The sequence below is a fragment of the Sporosarcina koreensis genome (assembly GCF_001531445.1).
In the GTDB taxonomy this organism is placed as follows: domain Bacteria; phylum Bacillota; class Bacilli; order Bacillales_A; family Planococcaceae; genus Sporosarcina; species Sporosarcina koreensis_C.
Genome location: NZ_LQYA01000113.1, coordinates 20,263 through 36,271 on the forward strand (window position 1 = coordinate 20,263; position 16,009 = coordinate 36,271).

Consider the following 16,009-nt stretch of genomic DNA (forward strand, 5'->3'; position numbering starts at 1 on the left):
TCGCAGTTTTTTTCGTTCAAGCATTTTTTGGAATGCACCGATCAAGTCGAAAACGTTCATTTTTTCTTCCGGAACTGATAGGGTCACTTCCCCGAATTCCGACAAGTCTCCGGGCAGTTTCGTGAAATGATCCGCTCGATCCTCCGCTGATTCCAATAAGGAGTTTGCTGCTTCCTTGTATTTTTTATATTCTATGAGACGGGCGACCAATTCATCACGCGGGTCTTCCTCCATGTGAAAATCTGCGTGTTCGTCCAACACTTCACCTTCGTGTACAGGCAGCAGCATTTTGCTTTTGATTTCAATCAAGGTGGCTGCCAATACTAGATACTCGCTTAGTTCATCGAGCTCCAAGACGCGCATTGCATGAAGATGCTCTATGTACTGATTTGTCAGTTCCGCCATCGGGATATCATAGATATCGATTTCAAGTCGATTGATTAAATGTAATAATAGATCAAGAGGCCCTTCAAACGCCTCCAATTTCACTTTATAAGTCAAAATGGCTCCTCCAATACTGCTTCATCATACTGAAAGGAATGATTCAATGCACCCATATCATCATCCGCTATTCTTAAATTTTATTGTTTATTTCAATAGGAATCAAGACTACTTCGAATGCCATGAAGTGCTTGAAGAGTATTGGAAGTCGATTCCGGGATATACGAAAGATCATCCGTTTACCGCCTTTATCCTTTTGTCAACTGGACTCTATCATTGGAGAAGGGGGAATTTGGATGGTGCGTTTCGTACACTGCTAAAAGCGGAAAACAGGATGATGAACTTCCATAAGTTTGACATTCGTTATACGGAACACATCGATTATAGACAGCTTGTACAGGATACGGAAAGATCCGTCCGTCATATAAGAAATGGTGAATCTTTTTCGCCGTTCCCGATTCTTTTGACTTCAGTTTCCCTTCAGCGTTCAGTCGAAGAAATCGTCTCATCCATGGAACTTCTCCCTGCCGGAAGTGATGCTGTCATTCATAAACATATGCTTCGGGATCGTTCCGATATTCTTGAAGAACGCGAAAAGAAAAAGCGCAGACCACATTGATCTGCGCCTTTTTCTCATTCGTCTTCTTGTGTTTCTTCTTTTTGACGACATTTTTTCATAAATGATTCTGTATCCTCAGTACTCTTACATTCCAAGTCGGGAAAAAGATCACCAAGCTTTTCGATTATCTTGCTGCCGATTCCTTCTCCCCGAAACGACGGATTGACAGATAAGTGCATAACGGTGTACGAATCTGCTTCCAATATGATTCCCGCAAGGCCAATGAAATCTTCATCCTGCTTCAAAAGATATAACTGCCAGTCTTCTTCAGTTTCGTACAGATGAATCGTTTCCTGTAATTTTTTCACAGACTTCTCTCCGGGCATATAAGAAAGCAAGCCCATAGCAATTTTCTCATACGCCTTCTTGTATCGTAAAAGCATCATTGAAATCCCTTCTTTTCAAAAAATCCTCAGGCATCGGCAATGAGACTGTCATCCCATATTCAAAAGAAGACCTCTGCCGGATTATAAATATCCCGCATTAACTGGCAGTATGACTCCCACCAGAGCGGTAGATTGACTGCCAGTTAATGCCCGATCGGTTCAACTAACACTCAGTGGTGGATGAAAGGAACCACCACTGAGTGAAGTTTCCCTTATCGTACATGATAGCCTAGGCTTTTTCAATGATCGAGAAAGTTCATTTATTTGGTCCGGCGAATGGGGCAATAAAGTACCAGTACACTCCACCCCAAATGATCGCTGCGATGACTATGAACAGGAAAAGGGTCATATTGCGCCTTCTCATGATGAAATTTCCTGTTCTGTCCTCTGTAAAGGAATGTCGAGCCTAATCACATCTTCATACGTTTCCCTGCGGACAACCAATTGATGCTGGCCATTTTCGCAAAATACGATTGCCGGTTTCGGAAGCCGATTATAATTGCTCGCCATGGAGTATGTGTAAGCTCCCGTACAGAATACGGCAATAATATCCCCTTCCAAAGGTTCTGCGATATATGCATCTTCGATCAATTTATCTCCTGATTCACAACATTTACCTGCGATTGTCACTTTATCCGCGTGAGGATCCAACATTCTGTTTGCCGTCGCCGCTGTATATTTCGCCTCATACAAAGCTGGACGGATATTGTCAGACATGCCTCCATCGACAGCAATATAAGTCCTTACGCCCGGCACTTCTTTACTGCTACCTGCCGTGTAAAGTGTTGTGCCTGCATCCCCGACAAGCGACCTGCCAGGTTCAATCCAAATTTCAGGTAACGGATAATTAGCTTTACGCGTCATTGAAAGCACAACATCTTCCATTTCCTCTACATAGGCGGAAGGATGAAGCGGTGTATCCTCTTCCGTATAGCGTATGCCAAAACCGCCTCCTAAGTTGAGTACTGTACATACGAATTTGAATTTCTCCCGCCACTCAATCATCTTCTCCATGAGCGCTTCGGCTGCGAAACGGAATGCATCCGTTTCAAAAATTTGGGAACCGATATGGCAATGCATGCCGAGCACAGTGATGTAAGGATGATTATAAAGCTTGAGGAATGCATCATCTGCTTGGCCGTTCTTCAAATCGAAACCGAATTTCGAATCCTCTTGACCAGTTGTAATATAATCATGTGTTGAAGCATGGACGCCCGGTGTAACACGCAACAGTACATTCATCTTTTCCTTGCGTGATTCCGAGATCTCTTTTAGCATCTCGATTTCCAAGAAATTGTCAACTACGATGCAACCGATTTTTTCATCAAAACCAAATTGCAATTCCGTGTAACTTTTATTATTTCCGTGAAAATGGATCTTTTCCCGTGGAAAATCAGCAGCTGCCGCCGTATAGAGCTCTCCCCCTGATACAACATCCAGTGAGAGTTCCATTTGCTTGGCAAGTTCATAGATGGCTATGGAAGAAAAAGCTTTGCTTGCATATGCTACTTGCGCTTTGATTCCTGCCTTGGAAAATGTCTCCTTGAAGGCCATGGCGCGTTCTTTGAAAAGAGCAATATCATAGACAAGCAAAGGTGTGCCATACATATGAGCAAGATCCACTGTATCCACTCCGCCTATCGTCAAGTGGCCAAGATTGTTCACCGATTGAGTTCCGTATAGATGCATATTCATTCCTCCAAGTCATGTTGTTAAAACTTTATCATAACTGGAAGCCGGGAATCAATCCTCTACGAAAGCCTATTACGTTCCGGCGCTTTCGTTATGAACGGCCTCGGCGCGTCGATTGTCATCGGATAGCGGATCAATACACGCTTCATCGCCTGAGGGAAAAATGGCAGAGCTGGCCATAAATACGGAGTTCCCATCGGTTTGAGAGATGCCAAATAGTATAACAAGAAGACGGTTCCTAAGAAGAAACCCGCCGGCCCGAAAATACCCGTCAATATAAGTATGAAAACCCTGAATACTTTCGTTGTAATGCTCAATTCAAACGACGGGATTGCAAATGTGAAGATTGCACTCACCGCAACGTACAAGATTACTTCCCCCGTAAACAGACCGACATCAATCGCCACTTGACCGATCACGATAGCTGCAACGAGGCCCATCGCCGTCGTCATCGGGGAAGGGGTATGAATGGCGGCCATCCGCAAGACTTCTATTCCAATATCCGCCATTAATAACTGAACGAGAAGAGGGACGGATCCCGGATCATTCGGTCCAATATAACTAAGCGAAATTGGCAAGTATTGCTGGTATGTCGATAGCAAATACCAAAATGGGAGTAAAAATAGACTTAGCATAGCTCCCGACAAACGGAGCCAACGGACAAACGTACCGATAAATGGTGCCTGGCGGTATTCTTCCGCATGCTGTAGATGGTGGAAAATCGTCGCAGGAACCAAGATGACGGAAGGAGATGTATCTACAATAATGGCGATATGACCTTCCAAGAGATGAGCCGCACAAATATCCGGACGCTCAGTATAACGGACGAAAGGCATCGGATGAAAACGTTGCTTGAACAGGAATTCTTCCAATGATTTGTCCGTCATTGTCAATCCGTCATGCTCGATTTCGTCAAGTCTTTTACGGATATACGAAAGATGCTCTTCATTGGCAGCGCCTTTCATATAAGTGATGGAGACGTCCGTTTTTCCATTCGCCGTCGTCTGATGCATTTCAAACCGAAGGTCCGCTGTCTTTAGTCGCCTTCTGACGAGCGCTGTATTTATGATGATGTTTTCTGTAAAACCATCCCTTGCTCCTCGAATAACCTTTTCAGTGTCAGGCTCCTCGGGTTGCCTTCCCGGGGAGCTTCTGAGATCAGCTGCAAAAACAAATCCATTTGGTAAAACAAATCCGACAAGCCCACTTAAAATCATGGTAAGAAACTTCTCTTTTTCATCCACATCTTCCAAAGCATAATAAGGGAAATATTCCAGAAACCATTCGGGATCATCCTTATTCCCTTCATACTTTTCGAAACCCTCTTGCATTTCGACCAATAAAGTCGTCAATGTCTGCCCGTCAATGAGACCGTTAATATAATACATTAAAACAGGCATACCCCATAAGTGGACTGTTTTTGCAGTTGCATCAAATGTTTCATCAACACCGAATTTACTGTGAAACCATTCTTCCCCATCTTTCAAAGATGTGAATAATTTTGCCATGTATTAATCCGTCCTCACTTTATTGTCACTTTCCTCTGGTTGTGCGCTCATCCAAGTCTTCAACTGGGACAATATCTTCTTTTCCAAGCGGGACACTTGCACTTGTGAAATGCCGATACGTTCAGCAATGTCACTTTGCGTGTAATCTAGATAATACCGCATATAAATGATTGTCTGATCCCGTTTATTCAGCTTGGAAACAACGTCCCTAAGCGGTATGTGATCGAAAAACCTTTCCGAACGGTCATCCCTCAGCTGGTCCATCAACGTCAAGCTATCCCCTTCGTTTTCGTAGAGCTGTTCATGCAGAGATGCAGGATCACGCAATGCATCCGATGCGAGAATGACTTCATCAATGGTGACATCTAACACTTCGGCAATTTCTGAAACGGATGGCGACCTTCCATGGTTTTTAATGTAGTCGTCCGTTGCGTGGCGAATTTTAAAACTGAGTTCACGAATCGATCTGCTCACTTTCACCATGCCATCATCCCGTAGGAATCGTTGGATTTCACCGACGATCATTGGGACGGCATACGTGGAGAACTTCACGTCATATGACAGATCGAATTTGTCAATCGATTTCATGAGACCGATGCAACCGATTTGAAACAGATCCTCAAGGTCCGCTCCTCTCGATGCAAATCGTTGAACGATGGACCAGACGAGCCTTGTATTCCCTTCCACCATCATCCTTCTTGCCTCTTTGTCGCCTTCCTGGGATTGTTGGATGAGCAGCCTCATTTTTTCCTGTGATAATAGGGTATCTTGTCGTTCAACTGATGTATCCATCGGTCACCTCATTCTGCTTGCTTCCGTGACCGGAGAAAACGTTTTCTCGAATCGCACTACCGTTCCATTTCCGATGGATGATTCCACGGAGAGTTTGTCCGAAAAGCTTTCCATAATCGTAAATCCCATGCCTGAACGTTCCATGAGTGGTTTTGTCGTGAACATCGGCTCCATCGCCTGTTGCACGTCAAAGATCCCTCCACCCTTGTCTTCGACGGTCATCGTAACCTTATTGTCGTCTATCAGTGCATGGATGGTGACCATGCTTTGTCCATCGCTTTCATAGCCATGGATGATGGCATTCGTGACAGCTTCTGATACGATCGTCTTAAATTCTGAGATTTCTTCAAGCGTTGGATCCAATGGCGTTATAAAACAAGTCATCGCCATTCTTGCGAGCGCTTCGTTTTCTTCAATTGCAACGAATGATAATGTCATTTCATTTCTCATGTAAAACCCCTCCAATTTCACCAATTACACTGTTGACCGTGCCGTGTCTGATGTTGGAACCTAAGCCTGAAAAATTGAAGATCTTCTCCATTGTCGGGGACGGGTTCAAGATGAGTGTCTCTCCGTTAAACGGGGCCAAATCACGCATCCTCCCAAGTATGAGCCCGATGCCTGCGCTGTCCATGAATCCGAGGCGGCTCAAGTCCCAGACGATTCCGCTCACTTTTCGTGTGAAGATGGAAGATGAAATCGTGGAACGGATTCTGTTTGCTTCAAGATTGTCCAACTCCCCTGCCAATGTCACGACCACAATGCTATCCATTTGTTTAATATCAGCCATGCTGAATCCCTCCTTCTTGCGGTTTTATTCAACATTGGGCAAGGGAAATCCTTTCACCTGACATAACTAGTCATTAACTTTGTGTTTTTCCTATCTTTCGACAAAGCATTCTACCTGAAAAAGTCTATCCATTTTTAGGACGGTTTACACATGTTAGGAATAAATAGCCCACATCTCTTTTGTCAAGCAGCAATGTTGATTTCCGCTACAGGCAGTCGCTTTCCGGGGGGCGGTCGGTGAGCCTCCTCGGTCGCTACGCTCCACTGCGGGGTCTCACCTGTCCCGCGTACCCAGGAGTCGCCGCCTTACGCTCCAATCAACGGAGTATCCATTATTCAGGAATTCCCTGCTGGTGATCATAAAACGCGGCAAGCGCTCATAAAACTCCACATACAAAAAAAGACTGCCACAGAAAGTCTGTTTCACGACTTTCTGGACAGTCATTCGTTATTACTTATCAGCCTGTAATCATTTCATGGATCAAGGCTGGTTTTTCTTGCTCTTTATTCGCAATATGGATATGTTTTTGAATCAATCCGATGGATTTTGCCACATCTTCACGGTTGGAGTGGATGATTGCAATCGGTTCGCCTACGGTTACTTTGTCCCCGATTTTCTTCTTGAGGACAATTCCTACAGCTAAGTCAATCGCGTCTTCTTTTGTTGCTCGTCCAGCTCCTAAAAGCATAGCTGCGACTCCGATTTCGTCCGCTTCCATTTTGGAAATCGTTCCGGATGTTAATGCAGGGACTTCGATTTGGAATTTCGCTGATGGCAACCGTGATGGGTCATGAACAATCCGGGCGTCTCCGCCTTGTGCTTCGATCAATTTCCCGAATAGATTTAATGCTGAACCGTCTTTGATGACTTCTTCGAGCATCCTGCGTCCTTCTTCAACTGTTTCCGCCTTTTCGCCGGCAACGATCATTTTGCTTCCAAGAACGAGGCAGAGCTCTGTCAAGTCCTCAGGACCTTCGCCTTTCAGAGTATCAATGGCCTCTTTCACTTCCAACGCATTTCCGATTGCATAGCCTAGCGGTTGGCTCATGTCTGAAATGACTGCCATTGTGTTTCTTCCGACTTGGCGTCCGATCGCAACCATGGAATGTGCAAGTGCTTCTGCATCCTCCAATGTCTTCATGAAAGCGCCATCGCCTGTTTTCACGTCCAATACGATCGCATCTGCTCCTGCCGCTATCTTCTTGCTCATGATGGAGCTTGCAATGAGCGGAATGCTGCTGACGGTAGCTGTAACATCCCTCAAGGAATACAGATTTTTGTCAGCAGGCGTCAGATTGCCACTTTGACCGATGACGGCCACTTTTATATCATTCACCTGGTTGACGAACTGTTCCTCTGAAAGCTCGATATGGAAACCTTCAATCGCTTCGAGCTTGTCGAGCGTTCCGCCAGTATGACCGAGGCCGCGGCCACTCATTTTGGCGACCGGAACTCCGCAAGCCGCAACAAGAGGAGCTAGTATCAACGTTGTCGTATCGCCTACGCCCCCAGTCGAATGCTTGTCGACCTTCAGCCCTTCAATTGCCGACAAATCGATCTGGTCTCCAGATTCGACCATCGCCATTGTCAAATGGCCTTGCTCTTCTGGCGTCATGCCTTGGAAGTAAATCGCCATCAAAAGAGCACTCGCCTGATAGTCCGGAATGGATCCGTCTGTATAGCCATTGATGAAAAATGTTATTTCCTCTTTGGAAAGCATTTCTCCATCTCTTTTTTTCTCGATGATATCAACCATCCTGAACACAATTATCACACCTTTTCAATTAATGAACGTAAAAAGCTTTCCCCGAACTCTGGAGCTTTTACATTGAAGTTATCAGCAATCGTCGCTCCAACATCTGAGAATGTTTTCCGCAAAGGCAATTCGCCTCCGCCTTTGAAAGACGGTGAGTATATAAGCAATGGAACATATTCTCTCGTATGATCTGTTCCGCTATGCACGGGATCGTTCCCATGATCTGCTGTGATGATAAGCAGATCATCCTGTTTCAATGAATCGATGATTTCCGGTAAGCGTGCATCGAATTCCTGCAATGCATTTCCATAACCGATCGGATCTCTCCGATGCCCAAATAGCGCATCAAAATCGACAAGATTTGTAAAGCTCATGCCTGTGAAATCGGAATTCATGACTTCGATCAACTTGTCGACGCCATCCATATTGCTCACAGTTCGTACAGCTTCCGTCACACCTTCTCCATTGAAAATATCGGATATTTTACCGACCGCAATGACTGCTTTACCTGTGTCCTTCAGTTCATTCATGACTGTTCTGCCGAAAGGTTTCAATGCGTAATCATGCCGGTTAGTCGTACGGGTGAAGTTGCCTGGTTCTCCTACGAACGGTCTTGCAATGACACGGCCGACAAGAAACTCGGGATTCAACGTCAATTCACGTGCGATTTCACAAATGCGGTATTGCTCTTCGATTGGAATAATTCCTTCATGTGCTGCGATTTGCAAGACAGGATCCGCAGACGTGTAGACGATGATGGCACCTGTTTTCATATGCTTCTCACCTAGCTCATCAATAATGCCAGTTCCGCTTGCCGGTTTATTTCCGATCACTTTTCTTCCCGTCCGTTTTTCCAGCTCATCGATAAGCTCTTTTGGGAATCCATCCGGGTAGACTTTGAAAGGCTTATCAATATTTAAACCCATCAATTCCCAATGCCCCGTCATCGTATCTTTACCGACAGAAGCCTCCTGCATCATGCCATAAATGCCGGTTGGGCTAGATTCAACGTCAATTCCTTTGATTTCCTTAATATTTGAAAGACCAAGACGCCCCATATTCGGCATCTTCAATCCGCCCATCTGTTCTCCAATATGGCCAAGCGTATCCGCTCCTTGGTCTCCGAATAAATGAGCGTCAGGCGATTCACCGATTCCGACAGAGTCGAGGACGATCAAATGTACGCGGTTAAATTTTGTTTCTTCCATATCCATACCTCCAAAATTCATACTTTCCAAAACGTCCTCCATGTCTTCAAGCACGAGGGTGGAATTTCACATAAACATCTTTCAATCTCGCTTTACTTACATGCGTATAAATCTGTGTCGTTGAGATATCCGCATGTCCTAGCATTTCTTGGACAGCACGAATATCTGCTCCATTCTCAATGAGATGAGTCGCAAAAGAATGACGCAATATATGAGGGGTCAGTTCTTTTTGTATACCCGCTTTCAACGCATATCCTTTAATTATTTTCCAACAGCCTTGACGAGTCAAGCGGCTCCCTCTCATATTGACGAAAAGCGCATCTGTTCCTTTCGTTTTTTCGATGAAAACCGGACGGGCTTCCCGTATGTATGCTGTACACGCTTTCATTGCACCACCGCCAAGCGGGATAATCCTTTCTTTGCCCCCTTTACCGAAAACACGGACAAAGCCCATGGAAATATGGATATCGTCCACATTCAAGCCGATCAGCTCACTGACGCGCATCCCCGTGCCATAAAGCAATTCAAGTAAAGCGATGTCCCTTTTCCCTTGAGACTTGCTGCTTGCCGGCATGGATATCAATTTGTCCACTTCTTTCACAGAAAGGACAGAGGGCAGCTTTTGTTCAAGCTTCGGCATTTCCAAATGGACGGTCGGGTCTTGTGACGTTACCTTCTCACGTAAAAGGAATTGGTGAAATGAACGTATTGAGGAGATATGTCTTGCGACTGTCCTGGACGACTTCCCTTGCTCTTTTAATTGATGCAAATATTGCAGAATCGCGGAACGGTCGATATCGTCAATTGACCCGACACCCGCCTTTTCCAGTTGGACGATATAATTCAAAAGGTCTCTCTTATAGGAAGCGACCGTATTTTGTGACAGTTGCCTTTCTACTTTTAAAAAGTGGATATAATCCTCCAACGCAAACTTACTATCTTTCATGTATATCACCCCTCAAATGACAAAAAGGGACAGCATTGCGCCATCCCCATTTTACTTTTTACTGTCATTTTCCGCAGATTTACAGCTTCCGCAAATTCCGTGGAAGGTCAACCAATGATCCTTTACATTGAATCCATATCGGCTTTCGACAATTTTCTCGACATCGCCCAAGAGGTCTTCCTGTATTTCGGCGACTTTTCCACATTCAATGCAAATGAGATGATGGTGAAAACGTGATGCCCCTTCTTGACGTAAGTCATAACGGGAGACGCCATCACCAAAATTAATCTTGTCGACGATTTTCAGCTCCGTCAGCAGTTCCAATGTCCGATAGACTGTGGCAAGCCCGATTTCCGGCGCCTTCTCTTTGACAAGTAAAAAAACATCTTCAGCACTTAAATGATCTTCTTCATTCTCAAGAAGGACCAAGACCGTAGCTTCACGCTGAGGCGTCAACTTATAGCTGGCCCCGTGCAGTTGCTTTTTGATCCGTTCAATCCGGCTCTCCATATGACGCCCCCCTCAACACTGATTCCATTATATCAAAGAGGCGATCTTTGTGACAACAGAAAGGAAATAATAGACTTCCTATCCACTCAGCGAATAAGAAAATGGAATATTGTAATCTCCAATAAAAAGATGAATAATGACAGTCCTGCCAATACAGGAACCGCTTGTAGATTCCGTGCTTTCCTTGATACTCTGCTGAAATACGGTGGGCTTAACACAACACAATAGATTAGGAATATGAGACAGGAAATGAACTGGAACGGGAACCACCAAATTGCATATTCCCAAATTTTTATTCCCGAAAAAAGGAGAAATGAAGAGGACATTCCGAACAAAACGCATTTGATTGCACCGAAAAACAATATCGTATGTCTCGTTTTGTTATTGACGGAAAGTAGGAATGTCAAAACAAAAAACACCAACAATGTTAGAAAAGGTCTCCATATAGACCCATCGACAGTTGAAATGACTCTCGAATCGAAAAAGCCGATCCATTTTTCGGATGCAGCTATCGGAATTTCCCTGAACAACAATGCCCCGCCGATATATCCGACGGCTAGTATGATAAATAGATGGATAAAAGTTAAGGAACGGACCATAGGCTTCACCTCCGCATCGTTACTATAACGTATGCTTGTCCGTTCCAAAATAGCTCAATCTTTAAGAATTTTTTTTGCATAAAGAATCGCAAAAGCTGTTTTCGCGTCATAAATCCGTTGATCCAGCACCATCTCTTCTGCTTCTTCGATCGTACATTCCATCAGTTCGATGAATTCGTCCTCGTCACCCGCAGCAGGCTTGTCTATTTTATATAGTCCTTGCGCTACGAAAATATGAATGATTTCGTTTGCAAATCCAGGTGATGTTGCAAATGACTGAACGTATTCAAATTGATTAGCCCCGTATCCCGTCTCTTCTTCCAATTCACGGAGTGCTGTGACCTCGATCTCCTCACCAGGTTCAATCTTGCCTGCAGGAATTTCAATGATAGAACGATTTAATGCTTTTCTATACTGTTCAACAAGAATTATCTTTCCATCATCTGTAACTGGGATAATCGCGACAGCACCGGGATGATCGATTAGTTCCCTCTTCGCTCTTTTCCCATCCGGCAATTCGACTTCGTCTACACGGAGGGAGATGATTTTTCCTTCAAACAATAAATCAGATGAAACGGTTTTTTCCTCAAAACGATTCATTTCGACACGCTCCTCATCATTCAATCAAGCAACAAACTTTCCCTATCAACTTCTACATTGTACAGTTTATTTACAGTTGATAAAACAATTACGGAGGTGCGTCATTGAGAAAGAGAGAGATTGGAAATAGCGGCTTATATGTATCCGAGCTAGGACTCGGGTGCATGTCGTTCCCCGATGACTTGGAAGAAGTGAAAAATATTGTCGACGTAGCATTAGAAGCAGGCATCAATTTCTTTGATACAGCAGATTTATATGCTGGCGGCAAAAATGAATCTTTGGTCGGTGATGTAATGAAAGGCCGACGGGATAAATTCATTCTTGCGACGAAGGTCGGCAACCGACGTTCACCTGGCGAAGACGGTTGGCATTGGGATGCTTCGAAAGCTTATATAATGGCAGCTGTAAAGGACAGTCTGATACGTCTCGGCACTGACTACCTCGACCTTTATCAATTACATGGCGGGACGATGGAAGATGATGCTTCCGAAACAATCGAGGCGTTTGAAGCATTGAAAAAGGAAGGAATCATACGGCAGTATGGTATTTCGTCGATACGACCGAATGTCATCAAACGATTTTTAACGAACAGCTCCGCCATTTCCGTCATGATGCAATATAGCCTGTTAGATCGACGGCCAGAAGAATGGTTCCCGATGATACGTGAAGCGGGGGCATCCGTCATCACGCGTGGGACATTAGCAAAAGGATTATTGACGGATGAAGGCCTCACTCGGGTTAGGAAGATAGACGGATTTGTCGCCTATGATTCTGAAGAGTTGAGAAGTACAGTGGACAAGTTGCATGAATCGGCCAAAGATGTGCACGCACTCGCATTAGCATTCAACTTGGAGGAAGATGCGGTCGCTTCTGCATTGATCGGCGCTAGCTCAAAGGATCAGCTTCTTGATTCGATTGTTGCGTACGAAAAGGAAGTGGAGCAATCCGAACTATCATCCGTTGCTCAAATGACTGAAGCACATCAGTACGAACAGCATCGATCGTAAACCTGTAATGTTTTTGCAATAAATCTGTAATGATTAGGAAACTATTTCAAGGGTATCAAACAAGTAGGCATCAATTAATGATTACACCTTGGAGGAGATTTCAATGAAACTACTCACAGAAGACAAGAAATGGTTGAAGCTTGGAGCGGCGACATTCCTATCAGTAGGACTACTCGCAGCATGTGGAGATGGCGAAGATGATACGGATGTAGATGTCAATAATCCACCTGCCGATGTCGACGATGGTGTTAATGATGGCACTGATACAGATGTCGATCTTGATGTAGATGACGGTACAGACACTGATTTGGACACAGACACTGACGACAGCAGCCAATAAGCGAAAAAACGAGACCCTATACAGGAGTCTCGTTTTTCATTGCATTATTAATCCTCACACTTCTTGCTCTGTTAACTGTACCTGTGCTGCTTTCTTGCGCTTTTTCGAAGGGAGCATATTGAACATGATGTTTAATGAAATCGCCGTCAAGCTGCCGGCAACGATACCGTTGCTCGTTAACATTTGGAAGTTCTCAGGAAGGCTTGCGAAAATATCAGGAACGACAGAGACGCCAAGGCCAAGGCCAACTGAACAAGCGATGATCATCGCGTTTTCCTGCGATTCAGCTACTACCTTGCTCAACATTTTGATCCCTTGTGAAATTACCATGCCAAACATCGCAACCATCGCGCCGCCCAACACTGAAGTCGGAATTACTGTTGCCATTGCTGCAATTTTCGGCATAAAGCCCAATGATACGAGCATAACGGCTGTGATTAAAATGACTTTGCGTGATTTAACACCGGACATCTGCACCAAACCGACGTTTTGTGAAAACGTTGTATACGGGAACGCATTGAAAATCCCGCCAATTAATGAAGCTAACCCTTCAGAACGATACCCTTTCTCCAAATCCTTCTTCGTAATATCCTTCTCAGTAATATCGCCTAATGCAAAGTACACACCTGTTGATTCCACTAATGAAACCATAGCGACTAACGTCATCGTTAAAATTGGAACGAGATGGAAGGTCGGTGTTGCGAGATAAAATGGCGTTAAGAAATGGAATGCCGAAGCCTCATTCACCGCACTGAAATCCACGACGCCCATCATCATGGCTGCTACCGTGCCTGCAACCATCCCAAGCAAAATTGAAATCGATCTGAGGAAACCTGTTGTAAATCGATATAAGAGGATGATGCATAGAAGAGTTCCGAACGAAAGTAGAATGTTTGTACTTGATCCGAAATCTGGCGCGCCCATTCCTCCGCCCATATTATTCAAAGCGACAGGAATTAACGTGATACCGATTATCGTGACTACAGAACCCGTTACGACTGGCGGGAAGAACTTGATCAACTTCCCGAACATTGTACTAATAAGCACGATGATCAACCCTGATGCGATGACTGCTCCATAGATTGCGGAAATACCGTATTTATCTCCAATCGAAATCATTGGGCCGACCGCAGTGAACGTACATCCTAAAACGACCGGCAACCCGATTCCGAAAAATCGGTTGCTCATAATCTGCAAGATCGTCGCAATCCCGCACATCAAAATATCGATGGACACGAGGTATGTAAGCTGAGTAGAAGTTAAACCGATTGCCTGCCCTACAATTAGAGGTACGAGGATCGCGCCAGCGTACATAGCAAGTAAATGCTGAAATCCTAAAACGACCGATTTCATAGCGATGTACCTTCTTCCTTGAATTCGACTTTTCCATCTGCAAGCGATTCAAGAATCGCCAAGGATTCAACACGGATCCCTTTTTCCCGGATCATCGCACCCCCGGGCTGGAAGCCTTTTTCAATAACGATGCCGACTCCGACGAGCTCCGCTTCCGCTTGCTCTAAAATATCAAGTAGGCCAAGGACAGCTTGTCCATTCGCAAGGAAATCATCTATAACTAAAACTTTATCCCCTTTTTCCAAAAAATCCTTCGAGACGGATATTTCATTCGTTTCATTTTTCGTAAAGGAATGAACGTCAGCTGTATACAAATGAGCACTCATCGTCAGCGATTTGCGTTTACGGGCAAAAATCGCAGGTACGCCCAACACTAAGCCGGTCATCATCGCAGGTGCAATTCCGGATGATTCGATGGAAAGCACTTTTGTTACACCGCCCTCTTTGAATCGTTCCGCAAATTCCTCTCCGATCGCCTTCATAAGTGGAGGATCGATTTGATGATTCAAAAACGAATCCACTTTTAATACTTGATCGGACAGCACTTTACCATCCTGCATGATTTTCTCCTGTAACTGCTTCAACCTGTTGTTCCTCCTTTTTATTCACGATCAATTGGAAACAAAAAATCCCAAATGACCGTGCATCCATTCATTACATGAGTGGAGCAAGGTCATTCGGGGTTTACATTAACCGAATGAATAAAAAAGCCGCATGCATACATTACGCATGAACCTTTTCTACTTTGCTTCTCATAGTCAATCCATTTACGGTGGACCGGTAGAAACTTGCAGGCCATATCCCTGCGATTATATGAGTGGATGTGTTATTTAGGTTTTTATTATATCACGCTTCAGGCAGGTTTCAATGGATATTTTTCATTTAAATATGTTAAATCTATGAACAAAAAAACACTTTAAGATGTAAAAAGAGGACTTACTAGCTTCAAATTGATTTATCTGGGAACTCATGCAATAAGGAAGATGATTCACATTACTTAATTATAACGAATATCTCAAGTAAATTAACAACATTTCACTTTGATTAATTCGCTTTAGATCCAGTTTATCATTCCACCTGCAAGGTTATAGATGGACTGTAGGCCACTACAAATATATCAACGAATAGGAGAGACATTTACTATGGCTAAAAACAACAACAATAACAACAATCGCGGGAAAATGTCTTTGGAGGAAGCAGGACGTAAAGGCGGAGAAGCTACTGCAAAAAATCATGACAGAGATTTCTACGAAGAAATTGGACGCAAAGGCGGAGAAGCCACTGCACAAAATCATGACAGGGATTTCTATGAAGAAATCGGACGCAAAGGCGGAGAAGCTACTGCGAAAAATCATGATAGGGATTTCTACGAAGAGATCGGCAGAAAAGGCGGAGAAGCACGCGCCCAACAAAACGACAACAACAATAACAACCGTTAATGGTTGAGTAAATTCCATTAACA

General features: G+C 44.2%; 19 protein-coding genes and 1 riboswitch. Of the genes, 4 read left to right on the plus strand and 15 right to left on the minus strand.

The genetic code is table 11. From position 1 onward, the window contains the following. Positions 1–501: segregation/condensation protein A (locus AWV70_RS24610; RefSeq protein WP_276525645.1), on the minus strand; the 501-nt coding region annotated here is incomplete at its 3' end. Positions 502–547: 46 nt separating this feature from the next. Between AWV70_RS24610 and AWV70_RS13200 the strand changes: the two genes are divergently transcribed. After that, complete coding sequence (locus AWV70_RS13200; RefSeq protein WP_060207912.1) at positions 548–1,060, plus strand: DUF309 domain-containing protein; 513 nt, start codon at positions 548–550, stop codon at positions 1,058–1,060. A 14-nt stretch (positions 1,061–1,074) separates the two neighbouring features. Here AWV70_RS13200 and AWV70_RS13205 read toward each other — a convergent pair whose 3' ends face one another. The 12 genes from AWV70_RS13205 to AWV70_RS13260 all read right to left on the minus strand — a co-directional run bounded on the left by AWV70_RS13205 (position 1,075) and on the right by AWV70_RS13260 (position 11,847). Beyond that, positions 1,075–1,446 carry a GNAT family N-acetyltransferase gene (locus AWV70_RS13205; RefSeq protein WP_306464392.1) on the minus strand — a complete coding sequence of 124 codons (372 nt, stop codon included), beginning with the start codon at positions 1,444–1,446 and terminating at the stop codon, positions 1,075–1,077. Between the two features lie 360 nt (positions 1,447–1,806). Continuing rightward, positions 1,807–3,135 carry a diaminopimelate decarboxylase gene (gene lysA / locus AWV70_RS13210; protein WP_060207915.1) on the minus strand — a complete coding sequence of 443 codons (1,329 nt, stop codon included), beginning with the start codon at positions 3,133–3,135 and terminating at the stop codon, positions 1,807–1,809. Positions 3,136–3,197: 62 nt separating this feature from the next. Then, on the minus strand, positions 3,198–4,646 hold the full coding sequence (locus tag AWV70_RS13215) for a spore germination protein (protein ID WP_060207919.1): 1,449 nt from the start codon (positions 4,644–4,646) through the stop codon (positions 3,198–3,200). Between the two features lie 3 nt (positions 4,647–4,649). Beyond that, entirely contained in the window at positions 4,650–5,438 is a 789-nt protein-coding gene (locus AWV70_RS13220; protein WP_060207923.1) for a SigF/SigG family RNA polymerase sporulation sigma factor, read from the minus strand. A gap of 3 nt (positions 5,439–5,441) precedes the next feature. After that, positions 5,442–5,888, minus strand: a complete 447-nt coding sequence (spoIIAB, locus tag AWV70_RS13225) for an anti-sigma F factor (protein ID WP_060207926.1) — start codon at positions 5,886–5,888, stop codon at positions 5,442–5,444. Then, positions 5,878–6,228, minus strand: a complete 351-nt coding sequence (locus AWV70_RS13230) for an anti-sigma factor antagonist (protein ID WP_060207928.1) — start codon at positions 6,226–6,228, stop codon at positions 5,878–5,880. Before AWV70_RS13230 ends, spoIIAB begins: the two co-directional genes overlap by 11 nt. Before the next feature lie 457 nt (positions 6,229–6,685). Beyond that, on the minus strand, positions 6,686–7,984 hold the full coding sequence (locus AWV70_RS13235) for a pyrimidine-nucleoside phosphorylase (RefSeq protein WP_060208040.1): 1,299 nt from the start codon (positions 7,982–7,984) through the stop codon (positions 6,686–6,688). Positions 7,985–7,998: 14 nt separating this feature from the next. Next, complete coding sequence (gene deoB / locus AWV70_RS13240; protein WP_060208043.1) at positions 7,999–9,192, minus strand: phosphopentomutase; 1,194 nt, start codon at positions 9,190–9,192, stop codon at positions 7,999–8,001. 46 nt (positions 9,193–9,238) lie between these two features. Further along, positions 9,239–10,138 carry a site-specific tyrosine recombinase XerD gene (xerD, locus tag AWV70_RS13245; protein ID WP_060207930.1) on the minus strand — a complete coding sequence of 300 codons (900 nt, stop codon included), beginning with the start codon at positions 10,136–10,138 and terminating at the stop codon, positions 9,239–9,241. A gap of 51 nt (positions 10,139–10,189) precedes the next feature. Continuing rightward, positions 10,190–10,648, minus strand: a complete 459-nt coding sequence (locus AWV70_RS13250; RefSeq protein ID WP_060207932.1) for a Fur family transcriptional regulator — start codon at positions 10,646–10,648, stop codon at positions 10,190–10,192. Between the two features lie 86 nt (positions 10,649–10,734). Then, entirely contained in the window at positions 10,735–11,247 is a 513-nt protein-coding gene (locus tag AWV70_RS13255; RefSeq protein WP_060207937.1) for a hypothetical protein, read from the minus strand. Between the two features lie 54 nt (positions 11,248–11,301). Beyond that, positions 11,302–11,847 carry an NUDIX hydrolase gene (locus AWV70_RS13260; RefSeq protein ID WP_060207940.1) on the minus strand — a complete coding sequence of 182 codons (546 nt, stop codon included), beginning with the start codon at positions 11,845–11,847 and terminating at the stop codon, positions 11,302–11,304. 104 nt (positions 11,848–11,951) lie between these two features. On the opposite strand from AWV70_RS13260, the gene AWV70_RS13265 reads away from it, so the two are divergent. Together AWV70_RS13265 and AWV70_RS13270 are read left to right on the plus strand one after the other, a co-directional pair. Next, entirely contained in the window at positions 11,952–12,854 is a 903-nt protein-coding gene (locus tag AWV70_RS13265) for an aldo/keto reductase (protein WP_060207942.1), read from the plus strand. Between the two features lie 103 nt (positions 12,855–12,957). Beyond that, positions 12,958–13,194: a hypothetical protein gene (locus AWV70_RS13270; RefSeq protein WP_060207945.1), complete on the plus strand. Its 237-nt coding sequence runs from the start codon at positions 12,958–12,960 to the stop codon at positions 13,192–13,194. A 54-nt stretch (positions 13,195–13,248) separates the two neighbouring features. On the opposite strand, the gene AWV70_RS13275 is transcribed toward AWV70_RS13270, so the two are convergent. Beyond that, positions 13,249–14,547: a nucleobase:cation symporter-2 family protein gene (locus tag AWV70_RS13275; protein WP_060207948.1), complete on the minus strand. Its 1,299-nt coding sequence runs from the start codon at positions 14,545–14,547 to the stop codon at positions 13,249–13,251. Next, the gene (locus tag AWV70_RS13280; RefSeq protein ID WP_060207952.1) at positions 14,544–15,131 is read right to left on the minus strand and encodes a xanthine phosphoribosyltransferase; all 588 of its coding nucleotides are present in this window, start codon (positions 15,129–15,131) and stop codon (positions 14,544–14,546) included. Before AWV70_RS13280 ends, AWV70_RS13275 begins: the two co-directional genes overlap by 4 nt. A 151-nt stretch (positions 15,132–15,282) precedes the next feature. After that, positions 15,283–15,384, minus strand: a riboswitch (purine riboswitch). Positions 15,385–15,689: 305 nt separating this feature from the next. Here AWV70_RS13280 and AWV70_RS13285 point away from each other — a divergent pair. Further along, positions 15,690–15,986, plus strand: a complete 297-nt coding sequence (locus tag AWV70_RS13285; RefSeq protein WP_060207955.1) for a KGG domain-containing protein — start codon at positions 15,690–15,692, stop codon at positions 15,984–15,986. The last annotated feature ends 23 nt before the right edge of the window (positions 15,987–16,009 follow it).